The organism is Gordonia sp. NPDC127522, from assembly GCF_042672305.1.
In the GTDB taxonomy this organism is placed as follows: domain Bacteria; phylum Actinomycetota; class Actinomycetes; order Mycobacteriales; family Mycobacteriaceae; genus Gordonia; species Gordonia hongkongensis.
In genome coordinates, this window is the sequence record NZ_JBHXVK010000010.1 from 93,319 (window position 1) to 116,197 (window position 22,879).

General features: G+C 68.1%; 15 protein-coding genes and 1 tRNA gene. 11 read left to right on the forward strand and 5 right to left on the reverse strand.

Features of this window, described 5'->3' with window-relative positions; translation table 11 throughout:
* The first annotated feature begins 9 nt into the window (after positions 1 to 9).
* Genes fdh through nrfD form a run of 3 tightly spaced genes read left to right on the forward strand, consistent with a single transcriptional unit; the run spans position 10 to position 5,489 of the window.
* Positions 10 to 3,369: a formate dehydrogenase gene (fdh, locus tag ACFVHY_RS16450; RefSeq protein WP_390273735.1), complete on the forward strand. Its 3,360-nt coding sequence runs from the start codon at positions 10 to 12 to the stop codon at positions 3,367 to 3,369.
* Positions 3,370 to 4,380, forward strand: coding sequence for a 4Fe-4S dicluster domain-containing protein (locus ACFVHY_RS16455; RefSeq protein WP_390273738.1), 1,011 nt, complete (start codon positions 3,370 to 3,372; stop codon positions 4,378 to 4,380).
* Entirely contained in the window at positions 4,377 to 5,489 is a 1,113-nt protein-coding gene (gene nrfD / locus ACFVHY_RS16460) for an NrfD/PsrC family molybdoenzyme membrane anchor subunit (RefSeq protein ID WP_390273740.1), read from the forward strand. Before ACFVHY_RS16455 ends, nrfD begins: the two co-directional genes overlap by 4 nt.
* A 203-nt stretch (positions 5,490 to 5,692) precedes the next feature.
* Here the strand turns inward: nrfD and selD are convergent, their stop codons facing one another.
* The gene (gene selD / locus ACFVHY_RS16465; protein WP_390273742.1) at positions 5,693 to 6,688 is read right to left on the reverse strand and encodes a selenide, water dikinase SelD; all 996 of its coding nucleotides are present in this window, start codon (positions 6,686 to 6,688) and stop codon (positions 5,693 to 5,695) included.
* 65 nt (positions 6,689 to 6,753) lie between these two features.
* Between selD and ACFVHY_RS16470 the strand changes: the two genes are divergently transcribed.
* The 5 genes from ACFVHY_RS16470 to ACFVHY_RS16490 all read left to right on the forward strand — a co-directional run bounded on the left by ACFVHY_RS16470 (position 6,754) and on the right by ACFVHY_RS16490 (position 12,238).
* The gene (locus tag ACFVHY_RS16470; protein ID WP_065631414.1) at positions 6,754 to 7,044 is read left to right on the forward strand and encodes a hypothetical protein; all 291 of its coding nucleotides are present in this window, start codon (positions 6,754 to 6,756) and stop codon (positions 7,042 to 7,044) included.
* Positions 7,045 to 7,077: 33 nt separating this feature from the next.
* A tRNA-Sec gene (locus tag ACFVHY_RS16475) sits at positions 7,078 to 7,172 on the forward strand.
* A 54-nt stretch (positions 7,173 to 7,226) separates the two neighbouring features.
* On the forward strand, positions 7,227 to 8,546 hold the full coding sequence (selA, locus tag ACFVHY_RS16480) for an L-seryl-tRNA(Sec) selenium transferase (protein WP_390273745.1): 1,320 nt from the start codon (positions 7,227 to 7,229) through the stop codon (positions 8,544 to 8,546).
* A gap of 10 nt (positions 8,547 to 8,556) precedes the next feature.
* Positions 8,557 to 10,350, forward strand: coding sequence for a selenocysteine-specific translation elongation factor (selB, locus tag ACFVHY_RS16485; RefSeq protein WP_390273747.1), 1,794 nt, complete (start codon positions 8,557 to 8,559; stop codon positions 10,348 to 10,350).
* A 202-nt stretch (positions 10,351 to 10,552) separates the two neighbouring features.
* Positions 10,553 to 12,238, forward strand: a complete 1,686-nt coding sequence (locus ACFVHY_RS16490) for a DUF222 domain-containing protein (protein WP_390273750.1) — start codon at positions 10,553 to 10,555, stop codon at positions 12,236 to 12,238.
* Positions 12,239 to 12,263: 25 nt separating this feature from the next.
* Here the strand turns inward: ACFVHY_RS16490 and ACFVHY_RS16495 are convergent, their stop codons facing one another.
* Positions 12,264 to 13,265, reverse strand: coding sequence for a zinc-binding alcohol dehydrogenase family protein (locus ACFVHY_RS16495; RefSeq protein WP_390273752.1), 1,002 nt, complete (start codon positions 13,263 to 13,265; stop codon positions 12,264 to 12,266).
* A gap of 77 nt (positions 13,266 to 13,342) precedes the next feature.
* Between ACFVHY_RS16495 and ACFVHY_RS16500 the strand changes: the two genes are divergently transcribed.
* Positions 13,343 to 13,690: a winged helix-turn-helix transcriptional regulator gene (locus tag ACFVHY_RS16500; RefSeq protein ID WP_390273754.1), complete on the forward strand. Its 348-nt coding sequence runs from the start codon at positions 13,343 to 13,345 to the stop codon at positions 13,688 to 13,690.
* A 66-nt stretch (positions 13,691 to 13,756) separates the two neighbouring features.
* Here ACFVHY_RS16500 and clpB read toward each other — a convergent pair whose 3' ends face one another.
* Positions 13,757 to 16,309: an ATP-dependent chaperone ClpB gene (gene clpB, locus ACFVHY_RS16505; protein ID WP_390273756.1), complete on the reverse strand. Its 2,553-nt coding sequence runs from the start codon at positions 16,307 to 16,309 to the stop codon at positions 13,757 to 13,759.
* Positions 16,310 to 16,446: 137 nt separating this feature from the next.
* On the opposite strand from clpB, the gene ACFVHY_RS16510 reads away from it, so the two are divergent.
* Positions 16,447 to 17,709 carry a hypothetical protein gene (locus ACFVHY_RS16510; RefSeq protein WP_390273759.1) on the forward strand — a complete coding sequence of 421 codons (1,263 nt, stop codon included), beginning with the start codon at positions 16,447 to 16,449 and terminating at the stop codon, positions 17,707 to 17,709.
* Positions 17,706 to 19,106 carry a glucose-6-phosphate dehydrogenase (NADP(+)) gene (locus ACFVHY_RS16515; protein WP_390273761.1) on the forward strand — a complete coding sequence of 467 codons (1,401 nt, stop codon included), beginning with the start codon at positions 17,706 to 17,708 and terminating at the stop codon, positions 19,104 to 19,106. Before ACFVHY_RS16510 ends, ACFVHY_RS16515 begins: the two co-directional genes overlap by 4 nt.
* A 75-nt stretch (positions 19,107 to 19,181) precedes the next feature.
* Here ACFVHY_RS16515 and ACFVHY_RS16520 read toward each other — a convergent pair whose 3' ends face one another.
* Entirely contained in the window at positions 19,182 to 21,068 is a 1,887-nt protein-coding gene (locus ACFVHY_RS16520) for a glycoside hydrolase family 15 protein (RefSeq protein ID WP_390273763.1), read from the reverse strand.
* A 56-nt stretch (positions 21,069 to 21,124) separates the two neighbouring features.
* Entirely contained in the window at positions 21,125 to 22,519 is a 1,395-nt protein-coding gene (locus ACFVHY_RS16525) for a cytochrome P450 (RefSeq protein ID WP_390273765.1), read from the reverse strand.
* Between the last annotated feature and the right edge of the window lie 360 nt (positions 22,520 to 22,879).

Here is a 22,879-nt window from a genome sequence, read left to right on the forward strand (position 1 = left end):
CTCGAATCCGTGCCAGCCTTCAGCCCCCTCGAATGGCCGGTGTTCCGCCAGTTGCGGTCGGGCGACGTCTTCGGGCGCGGACCGGCGGTCACCTCGGCCAGGACACGCGACATCGAGCCGCGCACCGCCACCGCGGACCGTGTGGTCCAGAGCGTGTGCCCGTTCTGCGCGGTGGGTTGCGGGCAGAAGGTGTACGTCAAGGACGAGCGGGTGGTCCAGATCGAGGGCGACCCGGACTCCCCCATCTCCCGCGGGCGGCTCTGTCCCAAGGGCGCGTCGAGCGAGCAGTTGGTCAACAACCCGATGCGGCAGACCTCCATCCGCTATCGGGCCCCGTACGCGACCGAATGGCAGGACCTGGATCGCGACACCGCGATCGACATGATCGCCGACCGTTTCCTCGAGGCCCGACGCCGTGGCTGGCAGGACCGCGACGACGAGGGCCGGCTGCTCCGGCGGACCACCGGTGTCGCCTCGCTCGGCGGTGCCACCCTCGACAACGAAGAGAACTATCTGATCAAGAAGCTCTTCACCGCGGCGGGCGCGATCCAGATCGAGAACCAGGCCCGCATATGACACTCCGCCACGGTTCCCGGTCTGGGGGCCTCGTTCGGACGCGGCGGCGCAACGCAATCACTGCAGGACATGGCCAACGCCGATTGCATCGTCCTCATGGGCGGCAACATGGCCGAAGCGCACCCGGTGGGTTTCCAGTGGGTGTCGGAGGCGAAGGCCAAGGGCGCGACGATCATTCACGTCGATCCGCGTTTCACCCGTACCTCTGCGGTGGCCGACCGGCACATCTCCATCCGGGCCGGCTCTGACGTCGTCCTGCTCGGTGCGCTCATCAACTACGCCATCACGCACGAGAAGTACTTCCGCGAGTACGTCGTCGCGTACACGAACGCCGCCACCCTGATCGCCGAGGACTTCCGCGACACCGAGGATCTCGACGGCCTGTTCTCCGGCTTCGACGCGGAGACCGGCGAATACGACGCCACCAGTTGGGCTTACGAGGAACCGTCCGCCCACTCCGACGACGGTGGCCGCGACAGCGAGGACGGCAAGGTCGAGTCGCCCGGCCACCCGGACGACGGGCCGCGGGTGAAGGACCGCGCGGTTGGGCACGAGCACGGCTCCGGCGGGCCGCCGCTGGAGCACGGGGCGACCGTGCGCGATGACACCCTGGAACACCCGCGCAGCGTGTTCCAGATCGTCAAGCGTCACTACTCGCGCTACACACCCGAGATGGTGCGCGACATGTGCGGGATCTCGATGCGCGACTTCGAGTATCTGGCCCGGGCCGTCACCGACAACTCCGGCCGCGAGCGCACCACGTGCTTCGGGTACGCGACCGGCTGGACCCAGCACACCTTCGGCGCGCAGTTCATCCGCGCCGCGTCGGTCCTGCAACTCCTGCTCGGCAACGTCGGGCGCCCCGGCGGCGGCATCATGGCCCTCCGCGGACACGCGAGCATCCAGGGGTCCACCGACATCCCGACGCTGTTCAACCTGCTGCCCGGGTATCTGCCGATGCCCTCGGCGGGCAAGCACGACACTTTCGCCGACTACATCGACGCGATCACGTCGAAGGCCGAGAAGGGTTTCTGGGCCAACGCCGAGGACTACATGGTGAGTCTTCTCAAGGCGTGGTTCGGCGACGCCGCGACCGCCGAGAACGACTGGTGTTACGACTACCTGCCCCGGCTCACCGGGCCCGCCGGGACCTTCCAGACGACGGTCGACATGCTCGCCGACAAGGTCGACGGTTACTTCGTCCTCGGCCAGAATCCGGCGGTCGGATCGGCCAACGGGCGTCAGGCGCGGATGGCGATGTCGCATCTCAAGTGGCTCGTCGTCCGCGACCTCAACATGATCGAGACGGCCACCTGGTGGAAGGAGGGCCCGGAGATCGAGTCCGGCGAGCTGCGCACCGAGGACATCGCCACCGAGGTGTTCTTCCTCCCCGCGGCCACGCATGTGGAGAAGGCCGGCTCGTTCACGCAGACCCAACGCATGGTGCAGTGGCGCCACCAGGCGGTCGATCCACCGGGCCAGTGCCAGAGCGAGATGGACTTCTTCTACGAACTCGGGCGGCGCATCCGCGAACGCCTCGCCGGGTCGACCGACGAACGTGACCGCCCACTGCTGGACATCACCTGGGACTATCCCCTCGACGACCACGGGAACCCCGATCCCGAGTCCGTGCTGTCGGAGATCAACGGCTACCACGTGACCGGTGCCGACGCCGGCACGAACCTCACGTCCTACACCCAGATGAAGCGCGACGGCTCGACCGCGGGCGGCTGCTGGATCTACACCGGGGTCTACACCGGCGCGGACACCGACGGACCGCGAAACCTGGCCGCACGCCGGGTCCCGCAGGGCGGCGGCGGGGTCACCCAGCACGAGTGGGGCTGGGTGTGGCCGGCGGATCGTCGAATCCTCTACAACCGCGCGTCGGCCGACCCCGACGGCCGGCCGTGGAGCGAACGCAAGCGGTACATGGAATGGGACGCCGACGCCGGGCGGTGGGTCGGTCCCGACGTGCCCGACTTCCCGGTCGACCTGGCCCCCGACGCCGGCCCCGACCCGTCGGTCGGCGGCGTCGACGCCCTCTGCGGCGACGACCCGTTCGTCATGCAGGCCGACGGGAAGGGCTGGCTCTACGCCCCGCGCGGACTGGTCGACGGCCCGTTGCCGACGCACTACGAACCGCAGGAATCCCCGGTGGTGAACGCGCTGTACCCCCAGCAGCAGTCGCCATCGCGAGTCCTGTTCCCCCGCACGGACAATCTCGACGCACCCAGCGGCGAAAGCCCCGGTTCCGAGGTGTACCCGTTCGTGTTCACGACGTACCGCCTCACCGAGCACCACACTGCGGGTGGCATGAGCCGCTGGACGCCGTACCTGTCGGAACTGCAACCGGAGATGTTCTGCGAGGTCTCACCCGAACTCGCCGAAGAGCGGGGCCTCACCAACGAGGGCTGGGCGACGATCGTGTCGCCGCGCGCCGCGATCGAGGCGCGGGTGCTCGTGACCGACCGCATGATGCCGCTGACCATCAACGGCCGGCAGGTGCATCAGGTGGGGCTCCCCTATCACTGGGGCGTGGGTTCCGACGCCGTGGTCAGCGGCGACGCCGCCAACGACCTGATCGGGGTCACGCTGGATCCGAACGTGCAGATCCAGGAGTCCAAGGTGGGCTCGTGCGACGTCGTCGCCGGGCGCCGGCCGCAAGGCCGGGCACTGCTCGACCTGGTGCGTGCCTACCAGGAGCGGGCCTACCAGGAGCGGGCCTACCAGGAGCGGGCCGGGGTCACCGTCGAGACCGACAACCAGCACATCACCGGGAAGGCGGAGGAATAGATGGGACAGCTGTCCGGGCCATCCGATCCGAGCGCCGACGCGCATTGGAGCACCCACGAGGAGCGCAAGGGTTTCTTCACCGACACCTCGATCTGCATCGGCTGCAAGGCCTGCGAGGTGGCGTGCAAGGAATGGAACGGCAACCCGCGCGACGGCGACCTCGCGCTCACCGGGATGTCGTACGACAACACCGTCGCCCTCGGCGCGAGCACCTGGCGTCACGTCGCCTTCATCGAGCAGAACTCCGACCGCATCGCCGAGGCCCGCGAGTCCGGGCGTGCGCTCGTCGGACTGGGCATGCCCGCGATGCCCGACTCCCCGCCTGCTGACACCGCCTCCCAGCCGGCTGAGCACTCCTCCCCGGCCCCGCCCGACACCCCCGAGTTCCGCTGGCTGATGTCGTCGGACGTCTGCAAGCACTGCACCCACGCCGGGTGCCTCGACGTCTGCCCGACCGGCGCGCTGTTCCGCACCGAGTTCGGCACCGTCGTGATCCAGGACGACGTCTGCAACGGCTGCGGGACGTGCGTGGCCGGATGCCCGTTCGGCGTCGTCGAGCGTCGGGCCGACGGCACCGCCGCGCCGACGACCCGCTCCGGCGAGCGCAAGGGCGAGCAGCCCGAGGTGCCCAAACGCGGTGTCGCACAGAAGTGCACGCTCTGCTACGACCGGTTGCTCGACGACGAGACACCGGCCTGCGCGAAGACCTGCCCGACCACGTCGATCAAGTTCGGCGACCACGACGACCTCGTCGACGACGCGCACGCCCGCGTCCGGGCGCTGCACGAGCAGGGCATGACCGAGGCGCGGCTCTACGGCGCCAACCCGAACGACGGTGTCGGCGGTACCGGATCGGTGTTCCTGCTGCTCGACGAGCCGGAGGTCTACGGACTGCCGCCGGACCCGCGGGTGTGCACCGCGGATCTGCCGGCCATGTACAAACGCGCCGGGATCGCGGCGGCCGGAATGCTGGCCGCCGCCGCACTCTCGTTCCTGCGGGGCGGCCGATGACCTCGTCGGAGTTCGACTCCTTCCGCCCGCCGGAACCACCCCGGCGGCGCGGCCGGGGTTTCGGCCGTGGCGGAAAACGAAGGCCTGGTAGAGGTTTCGGGCAAGGCGAGGGCAACCGCGAGATGTCGATGGTGCCCGACGCCGAATTCACCTCGTATTACGGGCATCCCGTCGTCAAGCCGCCACCCTGGGACGAGAAGGTCGCCGCCTACCTGTTTCTCGGCGGTGTCGCCGGCGGCTCCGGCGTCCTGGCCGCCGGGGCCCAGCTCACCGGGCGGGACGCGTTGCGCCGCAACGCCCGCCTCGGCGGTCTGGGTGCCGTGGGTCTGGGCGGGATCGCGCTCGTCGCCGATCTCGGACGGCCGGACCGGTTCTACAACATGTTGCGCACGTTCAAGGTGACGTCGCCGATGAGCGTCGGTTCCTGGATCCTGTCGGCGTTCAGCGGGGCACTCGGCGTCGCGGCGGTCGCCGAAGTCGACCGGATGACCGGTGCGCGGCTGCCGCTCGGCCCGCTTCGTCCGGTGTTGCGCGCCGTCGAGGCCCCCGCCGGGCTGGCCGCCGGTCTGGCGGGTCCGCCGCTCGCGGTGTACACCGCGGTGCTGCTCTCCGACACCGCCGTGCCGACCTGGAACGCGATGCACCGGGACCTGCCGTTCGTGTTCGTCGGTTCCGCGAGCCTGGCGTCGAGCGGGCTGGCGCTGGTCACCACGCCGGTCGGTCAGGCCGGGCCGGCACGGACGCTCGCGGTGCTGGGGGTGGTCGGCGACCTCGCGGCGATGCGACTCACGGAGCGACGGATGGACCCGGTCGCCGCCGAACCGCTCCACCACGGGAAGGCCGGCACCCTGCTGCGCTGGAGCGAGCGACTCGCCGTCGCCGGCGGAGTGGGCGCGTTGCTCAGCGGTCGCTCCCGCCCCCTGGCGGTCGTCTCGGGACTCGCCCTGCTCGCCGCGTCGGCCTGCACGCGATTCGGCGTCTTCGACGCCGGCATCGAGTCGGCCAAGAACCCCCGCTACACGATCGAACCGCAGAAGCGCCGCCTCGCGGCCCGTCGCGCGGCCGGAATCACCGACGACTCGATCACCACCGGGCCGCCCGCGCCCTGAGCCCACCGCGCAAGCGCTACCCCTCCGCTCCCTGAACGCAAGCGCCACCCTCCGCTCCCTGAGGAGGCCGGAGCTTGCGGAGGGCAAGGCCCCCGCTCCCTGAGGAGGGCCCGGAGCTTGCGGAGGGCAAGGGCCCACCCCCGCTCCCTGAGGAGCGCCCGGAGCTTGCGGAGGGCGCGTCACGAAGGGTCTTCGCAACCGAGTCAGCGAACACGGATACCCGTCCCCGCCACCGTCTCGCCGATCACCGGATAGCCCGGGACCTCGCCGACCACGAGCAGCCCGCCTGAGGTCTGTGCGTCCGCGAGGAACAACAGGTCGTCCTCGGCGACACCGGAATCGACCGTGAGGTGCGGCCGTACCCAGTCCAGGTTGCGGCGGGTACCCCCCGACACGAACCCGTCGCGCAGGGCCTGCGCCGCGCCGTCGACCGCGGGCACCGCAGCGCGGTCGACTACGGCGCCGACGCCCGACGCGCGGCACAGTTTGTGCAGATGCCCGAGCAGACCGAAGCCGGTCACGTCGGTCGCCGCACGGACGCCGGCCGCGACCGCAGCAATCGACGCATCGCGATTGAGCGTCGTCATCAGGGCGATCGCCTCGTCGAACACCTCGCCGGTCTGCTTGTGCCGATTGTTCAACAGCCCGACGCCGATCGGCTTGGTCAGCGTGATGGGCAACCCCGGCTCGGCCGCGTCGTTGCGCAACAACCGGTCGGGTTCGGCCACCCCGGTCACCGCCATGCCGTACTTGGGTTCCGGATCGTCGATGGTGTGCCCGCCGATCACCGGACAGGCGGCCTGCGCCCCGACGTCGAGACCGCCGCGCAGCACCTCGGTCATCAGCTCCATCGGCAGCACCTCCCGCGGCCACCCGACCAGGTTGATCGCGACGACGGGGGTGCCGCCCATGGCGTAGATGTCCGACAGCGCGTTGGCCGCGGCGATGCGGCCCCAGTCGTACGGATCGTCGACGACCGGGGTGAAGAAGTCGGCGGTGGACAACACCGCGAGGTCGTCGCGGATACGCACCGCCGCGGCGTCGTCGCCGTCGTCGAGCCCGACGATGATGTCCTCTCCGACCTGGCCGGTGAGTCCCGCGACCGCCTGCTCGAGCTCACCCGGCGGGATCTTGCACGCGCATCCACCGCCGTGGGCGTAACCGGTCAGTCGGATGGCTGTCTCGCTTCGCACTGTCACCGTGTCGAGGGTAGCCCTCCGGCAATCGCCGATACGGCCCTCCGGCGATCGCTACCATCGGGCACATGAGGCAAGCAGACGGCGAGTACTACGTCACGGCCGGCGAGCTGCAGGCGTTCTGGGAATCCGGTCACGACTACTGGTACATGCGAGAGGACGGGTCGACCGACCTCTACGCCGACGAACTCGACATCACCCACGGCTGGCCGATCTTCCTGATGAAGCGCGATGAGGAGTGGTTCGCGAACTGGGACGGCGACTTTGAGCGCGCCGTCGACGACGATCTCAACCCGAAGCTGATCCGCCACTTCGAGGAACTCATCACCGAGGGCAACTGGCCACACCGGCAGGACTGACCCGGCCGCACGTCGGATAGGTTGGGACCGCATGGAGGCGTATGGGTCCTGGTGGGCTCCCCGGTCTTCAAAACCGAGGAGGTCGAGTATCTCGGCCTGGCGGGTTCGATTCCCGTCCGCCTCCGCCAGGGGTCGACCGTGACCCCCGCCGGCTCAGCCGGTGACGAGCGAAGCGAGGAGCCGTGTCGAAGCCCCCCGTCACCGATCCGCGCCGCCGGATCCCGCGGACCGACGCACTGTTGGCCCTGCCCGCGGTGTCCGCGGCGCGAGCACGACTGGGCGACAACGCGATTCGCCACATCATCCGACAGACTCAGGACGCGGCCCGCCGCGGCGAGACGCTACCGGATGACGTCGAGCGGATCGTCGTCGAGTCGGTGAGCGCGTCGTATGCGTCGTCGTCTCGCCCCGTGCTCAACGCCACCGGGGTCGTCGTGCACACGAACCTCGGGCGGGCACCGCTGTCGCCCGCGGCGCTCGACGCCGTCGGCGCAGCGTCGGGTTACGTCGACGTGGAACTCGATCTCGAGTCCGGCACCCGGTCGAAGCGCGGGGCGGCCACCCGCGCCGCTCTCCTACGAGCCTGTCCCGCAGCGGAAGACGCTCTGATGGTCAACAACGGTGCGGCCGCACTGGTACTGGCGACGACCGCGCTGGCGGCCGGGCGTGCAGTCGTCATCAGTCGTGGCGAGATGATCGAGATCGGCGCAGGTTTCCGGCTCACCGAACTGATCGCGTCGACAGGTGCCCGGCTGCATGAGGTCGGCACCACCAACCGCACCCACGCGCGCGACTACGCCGACGCACTCACCGATGACGACGACGTCGGAGCGATCCTCAAGGTGCATCCGAGCAACTTCCGGGTCGAGGGTTTCACCAGCGAGACCTCGCTGTCCGAGTTGCGCGACCTCGCCCGGGCGCACGGCGTGCCCGTCGTCGCCGACATCGGCAGCGGACTCCTGCAGCCCGACCCGCTGCTGCCCGACGAACCCGACGCCGCCACGTCACTCGAATCCGGTGCCGACCTCGTCATCGCCAGCGGCGACAAGCTCCTGGGCGGACCGCAGGCCGGACTTCTCCTCGGCGATGCGGCGCTGGTTCAGCGCCTCGCGAAACACCCTCTCGCACGGGCGGTTCGCGCGGACAAGCTGGCACTGGCCGCGATGGAGGCGACCGTGGGCGGCCCACGACCTCCCGTCTGGGAGTACCTCCACGCCGATTCCGACAGACTTCGCATGCGTACCGAATCCGTCGGCGCGGCAGTCGGATTCCCGGTCGTCGCCCATGACGGACGGGTGGGTGGCGGTGGCGCACCCGGCGTGCCGCTGCCCGGGTGGGCGGTGCGGCTCCCGGTCGCGACGGCCGCTCGTCTACGCCTCGGCGATCCGGCAGTCCTGCCCCGCGTTCACGACGATGCCTGTCTCGTGGACCTGCGCTGCGTTCCCGAGGCCGACGACGCGCAGGTACTCGCCGCGATCCGACAGGCTCTGGACGCGTCGTGAAGTCGTGCTCGTGAAGTACGTGGTGGCCACCGCCGGACACGTGGACCACGGGAAGTCCACACTGGTGCGTGCTCTGACCGGGATCGAGCCGGACCGATGGGAAGAGGAACGACGCCGCGGGCTGACGATCGACCTCGGCTTCGCCTGGACCACACTGCCTTCCGGTGCCGACGTGGCCTTCGTCGACGTCCCCGGCCACGAGCGGTTCATCCCGAACATGCTGGCCGGCCTGGGCCCGGCGCCCGTCGTCCTGTTCGTCGTCGCCGCGGACGAGGGATGGAGCGCCCAGTCCGACGACCATCGTGACGCCGTCGCCGGCCTCGGCATCGAGTACGGCCTACTGGTCATCACCCGAGCCGACCGGGCCTCGCCCGACCGCGTTCGCGAAGTGATCGATCTGTCGCGTGATCACCTCAGCCGCACAGGCCTTGCCGATGCGCCGGCGGTCGTGACATCGGCGACCGACGGCTCCGGTATCGACGAATTGCGCACCCGGCTCGACGCCGTCCTGGCCCGGACATCACCGCCGCCGACCGCGGGTCGTGTCCGGTTCTGGATCGACCGGGTCTTCACCCGAACCGGCGCCGGCACCGTCGTCACCGGCACCCTGGCCGCCGGGACCGTCGCGGTCGGCGACACCCTGGACCTGGTCACGGTTGACGGCCGCCGACGACTCGATGTCCGTGGACTGCAGAGCGAGGGTGCGACTCTCACCACCGCCGGCCCGGTCAGCCGAGTCGCGATCAATCTGCGCGGCGCCGGCGTCGACGACGTCTCGCGTGGCGACGCACTCGTGACGCCCGGAGCCTGGCACACCTCCGCAGTCGCCGATGTCCGGCGCGTGAGCGGCATGTCCTTCGAGGAGGCACCGGAACACCTCGTCGCGCACATCGGCACAGCGGCGCTACCGGTCCGGTTGCGCCCCTTCGACGGTGACCACGCGCGCGTGACGCTCGCGCGCGCCATGCCGATGTCACGGGGCGATCGGCTGGTCCTGCGCGATCCCGGCCGACGTATCGTCGGCGGCGGCGTCGTGTTGCACCCCGATCCCCCGGCACTGACCCGGCGCGGCGACGCAACACGACGCGCGGCCTCGCTGGCGGCCATGTCCGACGGCGCCGGGGCCGCCGAAGAAGTGCATCGGCGCGGCGCGATGCGCGTCACCGATCTGGCTCGCCTGGGCCTCGTCGACGACGCCGAGCCCACTCCCCACGGCGTACGAGTGATCGGCGAATGGTGGGTCGCCGAATCCTCCCTCGCGGCATGGGCCGAGCGTCTCCGCGCCGCCGTTGTCGATCTCCACGACCGAGATCCATTGTCGGCGGGGCTCTCCGCGTCCGGCGTACCTGCCCTGCTCGGCCTTCCGGACACGACGCTGCTGGCGACCGTAGTCTCGGACGCTGGGCTGTCGTCGTCCGACGGGCATCTGGCCGTTCCGGGTCACAAGCCCTCCCTGGGTGATGCAGACGACGCGGTCAGCGCACTGGAGCGCCGGCTCACCGACCACCCGTTCCGTGCACCCGAGGCCGATGACCTCACCGCACTCGGCCTGGGCGCCCGAGAGCTCGCCGCCGCCGAACGCACGGGCCGAATTCTCCGTTTGCGCGACGGCGTCGTGCTGTTGCCGACTGCCCCCGCCCTGGCGATGCGCACCCTCGCCTCGCTCGATCAGCCGTTCACCACCAGCACCGCCCGCCAAGCGCTCGGAACCACTCGGCGCGTGGTGATTCCGCTACTGGAGCACCTCGACGGCCGTCATTGGACCCGCCGCCTCGACGCCGGGCATCGCGAGGTCGTGCGCTGAGCCACGGGCGGTGGCCCTGTCGGACAGGTCGCCGCGTGAATCCAGGGAAGAGCTTCCGTCCGAGGCCCCTACCACACGACACCGACAAGTCGACATCAGCGAATAGCATTGCACAGCAGTATGTTTGGCCTTGTCATACGTCTGGATTGGTGTACACTCGAACCTACATTCGCAACACCGGTTTTCGGGGGAGGTGACCGTCATGCCCAGCACCACACCACTCGCCGACCACGGCGCGCCCGTGTCCCGCGCGGCCGAACTCGTCGCCGAACTACACGCGAACCTCGACGAACTACAGACCGTCGACTTGTCCTCGTGCACCGACGAAGAACTGATCGAAGTCACTTCTGCCACCGAACGCGCCATCGCGCGACTCACCGTTGCCGGTGACCGGCAGATCGATCAGGCCGTCGCCCGCGACCTGCCCCGCAAAGCGGGCTGCCGCACCCTCATGCAATTCATGACCCACCGGCTACGAGTCTCGAACCCGATGCGCCGCCGTAAGCAAATGGACGCCACCGCCCACCGCACCAGCCTCGGCGGCGAGGTCCTCCCACCCGAACACCCCTGCCTCGCTGAAGCTTTCGCACAAGGCGCGGTCGGTACCGCACACGTACAGGCCGCCCTCGACGTCCTCGACCGCATCCCGGCCGCCGTCGACCACGATGTGAAGGTCGCCGCCGAACGACAGATGGCCGACATCGCCGAAGCACACACCCCCGCCGACATCACCCAACTCGGTGCCCGCCTGCTCGCACACCTCGACCCCGACGGCACCCTGACCGACGACACCGACCAGAAACGACGCCGCGGCCTGTGGATCGGCCGACAACGAGCCGACGGCACCGCCAAAATCTCCGGCACACTGACCCCCGCACTCGCCGCCCGGCTGACCATGATGTTCGCCGTGTGGGGCAAACCCGGACTCAACAACCCCGACGACCCACAGTCGCCCCAAGGGCCGGCCGGCACCGCCGACCCCGACGCCCTGGCCTCGGCAGCCGACCGCGACGGCCGCACCCTCGCCCAGACCAATCACGACGCCCTCGACGCCGCACTGGCCGCCGGCTTCGCCGACGGAACACTGGGAACCTCGCACCGCGGACTACCCGTCCAACTGATCATCAAAGCCGACCTCAACGACCTGATCCGCGAAGCCGGACTGGCGACTACCGCCACCGGCACCCTGCTCCCCATCCCCGACCTCATCGCCATGGCCGCCGACATCCAGCCATGGCTGGCGATCTTCAAAGACGCCACCACCGTCCCGCTGTACTTCGGGCGGGGCAGACGCCTCGCCACCCGCGAACAACGACTCGTCTCCTTCGCCCGCCCCGACGGGGAAGTGTGCTCGGCACCCGGCTGCGACCAACCCGCCACCCACGTCGAACTCCATCACGCCCACAAGGACTGGGCCAAGGGCGGTCTCACCGACATCGACGACCTCGCACCCGCCTGTCCACGCCACAACCGCATGGTCGGCGACCAACCCGGCCAATACACCACCCGGGTGGTCCGCGACGGACCCGACGAAGGCCGCTGCGCCTGGCGACTCAACGCCGAACCCGGCGCGCCACCCAACCCCGAACACCTCAACCGCCGACCCGACATACCCCGGCGGTTCGCAGAACATCTGAACACCGTGCGCAACGAGATCCACGGACCGACCACCCGAGGGTTTGGCAGGCGCGGTCGCCGGACCCTTCGTGACGCGCCCTCCGCAAGCTCCGGGCACTCCTCAGGGAGCAGGGGGCCCGGCGATCAAGCGCGCCGATCGTGGTTGACAACCAGCCACGTCATCGACTACCGGCCACCACGACCCGGACCACGCACACCCCGGCCCTCCCTCGTCGAAGCGCACCTCATGGAGTTACTCGCCACCTGGTGAGGGTCCGCCTGCTCGTCCGCAGTGGTCAGCGCGTGAGGACCACCTTGCCGATCGCCCCTCCGGATTCGGAAACCTGGTGCGCTGTACGAAGATTGTCGATTGTGAAGCCAGCCAGTTCGCGGTTGACAGTGCTGCGAATCTTGCCGGCGTCGACGAGTTCGGCGACCCGGCCGAGGATCTGGTGTTGCGAGTCGTCTTCCGGTGCGAACAACGGCTTGGAGAACATCAACTCCCAGTGCCAGCTCTGGCTCTTGTCTTTCAGCGGGAGGGTATCGAGACCTTCCGGTTCGTCGATGGCGACGACCTGACCGTGTACGCCCATGATGTCGGCATAGGACTCGACATTCCCGTCCGAGTGGGGTGAGAAGATGTAATCCACTCCGCCCGGGGCGCACGACCGCACGTCCTCGCGCAGGCGTCTCGGGTCGACGACGTGGTGGGCCCCGAGCCCTCGCGCCCATTCCTGCGACTCAGGCCGTGAGGCGGTTGCGATCACGGTGAGATCAGTCAGGGTCCGGACCAACTGTATGACCATCGAGCCGACGCCCCCGGCACCCGCCACCACGACGATCGTTCCCGAGTCCGCGGAATCGACCCGCAGCTTCTCGAACAACGACTCCCAGGCAGTGATCGTGGTCAACGGCAGTGCGGCAGCCGCGCCGAAGTCGAGGGACGACGGTTTGCGTCCGACGATCCGCTCATCGACCAGGTGGAACTCGGCATTCGTTCCCGGCCGATCGATCGAACCGGCGTAGTAGACCTCGTCCCCAACGGCAAACCTCGACACCTCGTCGCCGATCCCGACGACAATTCCCGCCGCGTCGAATCCCAGAACCCTCGGGGGATCGGAGTCACGCAGGCCTGCACGCACTTTGGTGTCCACCGGGTTGACCGAGACCGCGCGGACCTCGACGAGGAGATCGTGCGGACGGGGGGTCGGCACCGGCATTGTCGTCTCGGCGAACGCGCTCGGGTCCTCGACGGAGTCCGCGGCGGCCACAACCAGGGCTGTCATCTCTCGGGTCATGGCGCTAAGGTATCTCGACGACCCCAGTTACCCACAAGGTGTCCTAGTATCCTTCGGAAAGCATAGAGGTTGACGCCATGTCGCTGCAGTCCCATCGCGGAGACGCCTACTCTGCATCGTGTCCCTGCCGAGGGATGCTCGATCTTCTCGCCGACAAGTGGAGCGCCCTCGTCATCGGCGCCCTACGCGATCGACCGATGCGGTTCGGAGAGCTCCGCGTGCGGCTGGACGGGATCAGCCCCAAAGTCCTCACGGCGACTCTGCGTCGGTTGGAGACAGCCGGGATGCTCACCCGTACCGTCTATCCGGCGGTCCCGCTGCACGTCGAATACGAACTGACGGAACTCGGGCTGGACGCCGCCGGGCCGCTGGACGCATTGCGCCTGTGGGTAGAGGACAACCTCGACCGCTTCCCACATCCGTAGCCGACGCAGACAAAGGGACCCATCCCGAAGGATGGGTCCCTTGTCATTCACTTGTCATTCACGAACTCAGCCGAGTACCAACGATTCGCCGTCAGCACTGACGTTGACCGGCACCACGTCCCCGTCGCGGATGTCTCCGGCGAGCAGTTGCTTGGCGAGCTGGTCACCGATGGCCTGCTGCACCAGCCGGCGCAGCGGGCGAGCACCGTACAGCGGGTCGAATCCGCGTGCGCCCAGCCATTCCTTGGCCTTGGTCGACACCTCGAGGTCGAGGCGACGCTGCGCCAGGCGCTTCTTGAGCTGGCCGAGCTGGATGTCGACGATCGACACCAGTTCCTCCGGGCTCAGGGCGTCGAAGATCACCACGTCGTCGAGACGGTTGATGAACTCTGGCTTGAACGCCGACCGCACCGCCATCATCACGTGATCCTTGTCGCCACCCGCACCGAGGTTCGAGGTGAGGATCAGGATGGTGTTGCGGAAGTCCACCGTCCGGCCCTGGCCGTCGGTCAGGCGACCTTCGTCCAGCACCTGCAGCAGCACGTCGAACACGTCCGGGTGGGCCTTCTCGATCTCGTCGAACAGGACCACCGTGTACGGACGACGCCGCACCGCCTCGGTCAGCTGACCGCCGGCCTCGTACCCGACGTAGCCGGGCGGAGCACCGACGAGCCGTGCCACGCTGTGCTTCTCGCCGTACTCGCTCATGTCGATGCGGACCATCGCCCGCTCGTCGTCGAACAGGAACTCGGCAAGCGCCTTGGCGAGTTCGGTCTTGCCGACGCCGGTGGGGCCGAGGAACATGAACGAGCCGAGCGGCCGGTTCGGGTCCGCGACGCCCGCGCGGGCACGACGCACCGCGTCGGACACCGCCTGCACCGCGTCCTTCTGGCCGATGACCCGTTGTCCCAGTTCCTCTTCCATGCGCAGCAGCTTGGCGGTCTCGCCTTCGAGCATGCGTCCGGCCGGGATTCCGGTCCACGCCGACACGACCTGGGCCACGTCGTCGGGTCCGACCTCCTCCTGCAGCATCACATCCTGAGACGGATCCGTGCCGGTCTTCTCGATCGCGGCCTCGAGTTCCTTCTCCAGTCCGGGGACGCGACCGTACCGCAGCTCGGCGGCGCGTCCGAGATCACCGTCGCGCTCCGCGCGATCAGCCTCGCCGCGAAGCCTTTCCAGCTCCTCCTTGAGGTCTCGGACCGCGTCGATCGCGGTCTTCTCCGACTGCCACCGGGCGGAGAGCTCGTTGAGCTTCTCCTTCTGGTCGGCGAGTTCGGCGCGCAGCTTCTCGAGCCGCTCCTTCGACGCCGCGTCGGTCTCCTTCTGCAAGGCGACCTCCTCGACTTCGAGACGGCGGACGATCCGCTCGACCTCGTCGATCTCGACGGGGCGCGAGTCGATCTCCATCCGCAACCGCGACGCGGCCTCGTCGACAAGGTCGATGGCCTTGTCCGGCAGGAACCGCGAGGTGATGTAGCGATCGGAAAGCGATGCGGCAGCGACCAATGCGGAGTCGGTGATGCGCACGCCGTGGTGCACCTCGTACCGGTCCTTGAGGCCGCGGAGGATACCGATGGCGTCTTCGACCGACGGCTCGCCGACGTACACCTGCTGGAAGCGACGCTCGAGAGCGGCGTCCTTCTCGATGTACTTGCGGTACTCCTCGAGGGTTGTGGCACCGACCAGCCGCAGCTCACCACGGGCGAGCATCGGCTTGATCATGTTGCCGGCGTCCATCGCGGAATCGCCTGTCGCACCGGCTCCGACGATCGTGTGCAGCTCGTCGATGAAGGTGATGACCTGTCCGGCCGAACCCTTGATCTCGTCGAGCACGGCCTTGAGCCGCTCCTCGAACTCGCCGCGGTACTTCGCACCGGCGACCATCGAACCCATGTCGAGGGAGATGACGGTCTTGTTGCGCAACGACTCCGGCACGTCGCCGGCGACGATGCGCTGGGCGAGGCCTTCGACGATGGCGGTCTTGCCGACGCCGGGCTCACCGATGAGGACCGGGTTGTTCTTGGTCCGCCGGCTGAGCACCTGCACGACGCGCCGGATCTCGGTGTCGCGACCGATGACCGGGTCGAGCTTGCCTTCGCGGGCGGCCGCGGTCAGGTCGGTCGAGTACTTCTCGAGAGCCTGGTAGGTCGATTCGGGGTCCTCGGAGGTGACCCGTGCGCTGCCGCGCACGGCGACGAAGGCCTCGCGCAGAGCCTGCGGAGTCGCACCGAGGTTGTGCAGCAGTTTGGCGACGTCGGAGTCACCGGTCGCCAGGCCGACGACGACGTGCTCGGTCGAGACGTACTCGTCGTCGAGTTCACCGGCCAGCTGCTGGGCTGCGGTGACGGCCGCGATCGATTCGCGGGATAGTTGAGGCGTCGAGCTGGCGCCGGACACCGTCGGCATGCGATCGACCAATGCCTGGGCCTGCGCACGAACGCTCGACGGGTCCACGCCCACTGCCTTGAGCAGCGGCGACGCGATGCCGTCGGACTGATCGAGCAGTGCCACGAGGATGTGGGCCGGTCGCACGTCGGGGTTGCCAGCACTGGCCGCCGCCTGCACAGCAGAACTCAATGCTTGCTGCGTCTTGGTGGTGGGGGTGAAGCTGTCCACTCGCGTGCACCTTTCTCTTAAGTCCAACAGGCTCAAGTATGAGCCATACGCGGTCTACAACGCCAACAGAGTTGAGTGCATTCCGCTCATGTCTGATGTTTTTGTGACATAGCCCACTCGCATCAGGATGTCGGAGGTTGGCGATCCGCCGCCCTCACAGCCGTCCAGGCTCGGGACCCGGCGCCACAGCCCCGACGGAACGCGACAAGAAGAAGCGGCGCGCCCAACGTAAGCGCAAACACGACTCCGGCAGTGGCAACCACTCCAACGTGGTATCGCTCTTCGGCACCGCAAGGCGACACGTTGCTCCCGAATCATTCAAGTCGTGGCTCCGCGATGAAGTCTTCCCCGGCGACGAGGAAGCTGTCACCCACATCGGGGCGTACGCGTTCATCGTGCTCGACGCCGTCGGGCAGACGAACCCCGGTTTCGATCCGCTCACCTGGACCACCGACGACGTCGACACCATGGTGTCGATGCTCAGCCACATCGAGTCGAACCAGCAGCAGGACGCCAAAGCGCTCGCCATCGCGATCGAGACGATGCGCCGCTACCTGGTCGAGACCGGCATGTGGCTCGGCACCGAAGCCGTATCGGGCTATGCGGCCGAGCAGTTTGCCCTTGTCTCCGGGCTCGAGTTGCGGACCACGAGAATCGAGGAGGTCGACGAGGCCACCGAACGCGCTGCCCTCATGGGCACACAGCCGGTCCGGCGGGTCACCGGACTGTTGGACTGGCTGGGTCCGCACCGCCCCACCACGCAGAGTCGGTGGCTGACACCGGCCGATGCCCGCGACCTCGCCCGCCGACTCGACATCGACTTCCCCGCTCACGTCAAGAGCATGAGCAACGTCGCGTCGTTACATGACCTGTGGGAGTTTGCCCAGGTCCTCGAGATCGTCGAAGTCAACACCTCGAGCGCACGTCCCGGGCGCGCGGCCCATCTGTGGCGGGAAGAGCCCCGGATCGACGTGCTGCGGGTGGGTCTCACCGCCTGGGTTCGGTCCGGCTTTCCTCGGGAATACAACCCCGACATCGACTTCTCGTCGTCGGTGATCGGCGTGGTCATAAGCGGACTCGGCGATTCACCGCTGAGTATCGTCGAGATCGACGCCTGGGTTCCCAAACTCGGACTCAGCGAGTTGCTCGTCGAGGCAATCCATCGTCGGCTCGAGTTGTACATCGACGAAGGCTGGCTGACGCTCGAGGGCGACAGGTACGTCGTTCCCGTCGCGTTACGCCCTGCCGTGGTGTCTGCGCTCCCCCTGCCAGGACCTTTCGCAGGACTAGATGTGGCCGGCGGCGCAGGATCCGCTGACATCCACAGTGCGGGATCGGTAACGGAATCCAGCACACATCCCGCACTCTGCACATCTGTTCGCGCAATATGGATTGGGTGACCACAGACAACTCCACCGGGCCGGTGACCTTCATCCTCTTCGGGTCGACCGGCGATCTCGCCAAGCGGATGGTCCTGCCATCGTTGTACGAACTCCACCGGCGAGACCTGCTCCCCGACGGATGGCAGCTCGTCGGCAACGGACGAGGCGACCGGACCGACGATGAATTCCGGCAACATGTGAAGGACGCGATCGAGGAATTCGGTCCGGACGGTTCGGTGTCATCGGACGAATGGGAAGCGTTCGCCGAGACCATCCGCTTCGCCGGCGGCGGGTTCACCGTCGACGACCCCGGCCGTCTGCCAGAGGTGATCGACGCGGCCCGTGACGCCGCCGGTGACGGTGCTCAACTGGTCCACTATCTGGCCCTCCCACCGACCACCTTCGTCGACTACACGAAAGCCATTGCCGCGCACGATCTCGCGGAGGGCTCTCGAGTGGTCTACGAGAAGCCGTTCGGTACGTCCCCCGACGGTTTCCAGGCCCTCGACGAGGCGGTCCACGAATCCCTGGACGAGAAGCAGATCTACCGGATCGACCACTTCCTGGGGAAGGAGAGCACCCAGAACCTGCACGTCCTCCGTTTCGCCAACGGGTTGTTCTCGGGGGTGTGGAACCGCGAACACGTGGCGGAAGTCCAGATCGACGTACCGGAGACCCTCGACATCGCCGACCGCGCCGCCTTCTACGACGCCACCGGCGCATTCCTGGACATGATCGTCACCCACCTGTTCCAGGTGGCGGCCGAAGTCGCGATGGAACCACCGGTCTCGCTCGGCGCCGACGACCTGCTCGACGCGCGGGAGTCGGTGATCGCGGCCTTCCGACCACTGGACCCCGCCGAGGTGGTCTTCGGCCAGTACGAGGGATACCGCGACACCGACGGCATCCCCGCGGACTCCACCACGGAGACATTCGCGGCCGTGCGTCTGTGGGTCGACACCGACCGCTGGCACGGCGTCCCGTTCCTGCTGCGGACCGGCAAGATGCTCGACCACAGCTCCCAGCGTCTCAGCCTCGTGTTCCGCTCCCCTGCCGACGGTCCGCTGACCGACACCCCGAAGGACGGCACCGTGCTGACCTTCGACCTGGCCGGCGACGGTGCCATCGACCTGGCGGTCACGATCAAGGAACCGGGGTCCGGCACCGACCTCTCCGTGGCGCACATGACCGAACAACTCGACGAGGTGGCCGACGGTCTGTCGCCCTATGCCCGACTCATCGTCGACGTGCTGCGCGGCGATCGGTCGCTGTTCACCCGACCCGACGGCCTCGCCCACGTGTGGGAGGTGGCCGCACCGGTGCTGGCGAATCCGCCCGCACCGCAACCGTATGCGGCGGGGTCCACGGGCCCCGCGGCCGCCGACGACCTGTGCGGCGGGTCCGGCTGGATCTGAACGCGCACATGAGATCCGGTTGCGGTTTGTCCCGGTCACCGGTACAAACCGCAACCGGATCCCGTGGCGCTCGGCTCAATCACCAAGCCGTCGGTCGAGATTGATGGCCGCGCTGATGAGTGCGAGGTGGGTGAATGCCTGCGGCATGTTGCCCAGTTGTTCCCCCGTCAGGCCCACTTGCTCGGCGTACAGGCCGAGGTGATTGGCGTGGGTGAACATCTTCTCCAGGGCCAGCCGGGCGTCGGCCAGGCGGCCGACGCGGGTGAGTGCTTCGACATACCAGAACGAGCACAGGGAGAACGTCCCCTCGGCACCGTCGAGCCCGTCGTGCCCGCCGTCGGTGTCGTACCGGAACACCAGGGAGTCGCTCACCAGTTCTTCCTCGATCCGCTCGAGCGTGCGGAGGAACCGATCATCGGTGGGCGACAACAACTTCACGGCGGGGATGAGCAACAGCGCGGCGTCGAGCCGATCGGAGTCGAGCGTCTGGACGAACGCCCCCACGTCATCGTTCCAGCCCCGCTCCATGATCTGCAGGAAGATGTCGTCGCGGGCCTTCATCCAACCGGCGACGTCGCCCGGTAGACCGCGCTGCCGACTCATCCGGATCATCCGCTCGAGGGCCACCCACGACATCACTCGCGAGTAGACGTAGTCCTGCGGCTTGCTCCGCACCTCCCAGATGCTCTGGTCCGGACGATCCCAGTTGTCGACGAGCCATCCCGCCACCGTGCACAGATGCGTCCAGGACCCGTAGGAGATCCCCGGTCCGTACTTGTTGTACAGGTACACCGAGTCGATGAGCTCGCCGTAGATGTCCAGCTGGAGCTGGTCGGCGGCGGCGTTTCCGACCAACACCGGCGAGGTCTGCCGGTAACCCTCCCAGTGGTCGAGTTCGGTCTCCTTCGGCGGCGGATCCCCGTCGACGGTGTACATCAACCGCAGCGGCCCCAGATCTCCGGATTCGTCGGCGCCGTCGTCGAATCGGCAGGTCAGCCAGTCCATGAAGGCGCCCGCCTCGTCGGTGAAACCCAGCCGCAACAGCGCGTAGAGCGTGAAGGCGGCATCGCGGATCCACACGTAGCGGTAATCCCAGTTCCGTTCGCCGCCGATCTCTTCGGGGAGCGCGGCGGTCACCGCGGACACCACCGCCCCTGACGGTTCGTGCGTGAGCAGTTTGAGCGTGAGCGCCGACCGGTGCACCATCTCCCGCCACCGGCCCGTGTAGGAGGAGCGCGAGACCCAGTCCTGCCAGAATGCGACCGTCGCGGCGACGACGGCGGGAGAACTGTCGTGGTCGAGCACTTCCGACCCGATGGGGTCGGGGGCGAGGACGAACGTCACGCACTGACCGGTCTCGACGGTGAAGTGGGCCTGTGCATCCCGGTCGTCGACGGTGTCGACATCGACCGTCGAGGCGAGATGCAGCACCAGGTCGTCGGTCTCGAAACGGAGACTGCGTTCGTTCTCGACGACGACGGTGTGCGCCTCGCGGCCGTAGTCGAACCGCGGCGCAACCGTCACGCGGAACTCCACGGAGCCGCGCACGCAGGAGACCCGACGGATGATCCGCGTGCGATGGTCGGGATCGTGCGGGCGCGCGATCGGCATGAGGTCCTGGACCTCGGCGACACCGTCCTCGCTCAGGAAGCGGGTGACGAGCACGTTGGAGTCGGGGAGGTAGAACTGCCGCGTGGTGACCTCTCCGTCGATGGGTTCCACAGTCCAGGCACCGCCGCGTCGGGCGTCGAGCAGCGAGCCGAACACACTCGGCGAGTCGAACCGCGGACAACAGAACCAGTCGATCCGACCGTCGACTCCCACGACGGCCGCGGTACGCAGGTCCCCGATGACGCCGTGGTCGGCGATCGGCAGGTACTCGCTGGTGGAGTCGGCGGTCGTCGCGCCGTCACAACGGGGCGACGCGGACGTGTCCTCGCCTGATTCGGCCTGGGCGCTCATGGTCTGCCATTCGGCACCCGATTCATCCCGGATTGGCGGTTCACCCCGTGCTGTTGTCACCCCCGTACTGCTGTCGCCCCCGCCCTCCCACGATCCGGCCGGGCCGTGACCTCGGCAATGACCGGTTCGGCCGCGACAGCGGTGAATGGGAGCGCCATCGGGAATTCCTCTGAGCGCGACTCCACATGGACCTCACGGATGATTGTTGCCAACGCGAGTACCGCCTCCAGCATCGCGAAGTGGTCTCCGATGCACGACCGACGGCCGGCGCCGAAAGGGAGGTAGCTCCACCGATCGATGCTCTTCATCGCAGTCGGTTCGAATCGATCAGGATCGAACGTCAGCGGATCCGGCCACAGATCGGTATCACGTTGGAGCGCATACACTCCCACGATGGCGATGTGGCCGGCCGACACCTGAAAACCGTCGACGACGAGGTCCTGGGTCACCATGCGGGCCAGAGCCGGCGCCGGGGGAAACAACCGCAGAGCCTCGTGCACGACCTGCGTCGTGTACGACAGCGCGCCGAGGTCGTCGGGGGTCGGTACGCCTCCCCCGATGCCGGACGCCTCCTGCCGCACCCGATCCTGAAAGTCCTGGTGCCTGCCGAGCTGCCAGAGGGCGTAGGCCAGGGTCGTCGCGGTCGTCTCGTGTCCGGCTCCGATGAAGATGACCAGTTCATCGACGATGGTGTCGTCGTCGAGCGGACGCCCGGTCGCCGGGTCACGCGCGTCGAGGAGGGCGTGCACCAGGCAAGCACCGGTGTCCGGGTGGTCGCGACACCGCTGGACGATCGCCCTTGCGCGGCCACGGAGTCGTTCAGCCGCAGCATGGGCGCGCCGATTGGCCGGCGTCGGCAGCCAGTAGGGCGGGTTCAAGGGCCGTGTCGATCGATCGGCGACCATCGTGATGAGAGTCCGCACCTCTCTGCCCACTTCATCCGGCTCGTCCAGCCCGGCACCCAGAACGGACCGGGCGAGCGCGTCGATGGTGATCATGCGCGACACGTGATCCAAGTCGACCTCTGCCGCCGTGCCCCATTTGGTGATCTCCGTCATCGCCGCCCCCGACATCTCGCCCGCGTAGTTCCGCACTCCTTGCTTGGTGAAGACCGGTTGGATCGCGCGTCGCCGTGGGAGCCAGGCGCGATCGTCGAGATCGAACAGGTTCGGACCGAGCACTTTTCGCGCCTGAACATGGGTCGGTGCAACCTTGTCCACCGCGCCGCGCCGTGCGCCCAGAACATCGTGCGCGCCCTGAGGCGACGATACCCAGACCGTCGGTGCCATCATCCAGGCCGGAGCCACTCGTACCGTGGCCACCGGCCCGACGGCGTCCCGGAACATCTCGGCTCCGCGATGGTACTGGCGAAATCCTTCAAGCCTCTGCCGTAGTGGCATAGACACAATCGGCGGTCTCGGATAGTTGATCGATCCGGTTGGCATGGACATGGAAACCACCTGTCGACGACTGATTCGGATCTCAGAGTAGGCGCGAATTGCGTTCTGCGATAGTGCTTTATATGTTAACCAACCAAACTACCGGTTTCCGCCACTCACTTGTGCATCCAGTGCCATTGCGAGGCAGTGCGTTTCGAGCAGAGAGGCAATCGCGGTCCATCGCGAGCGATTCTCGCTGCCCCGGTCCGCGACGCGGATGTCGTTCGAATGGCAGACCTGACGTCGGCGCCGGTTCGCGGTTCGGCCAGTCGTCGACGGCTCGAACATGTGGTGCGATCACTGCCGCGGCCGGAGCCGGCGGTCGTGGATCAGCCCGCGGCTCCACCGCAAAACCGTGGACCCTACCGGCGG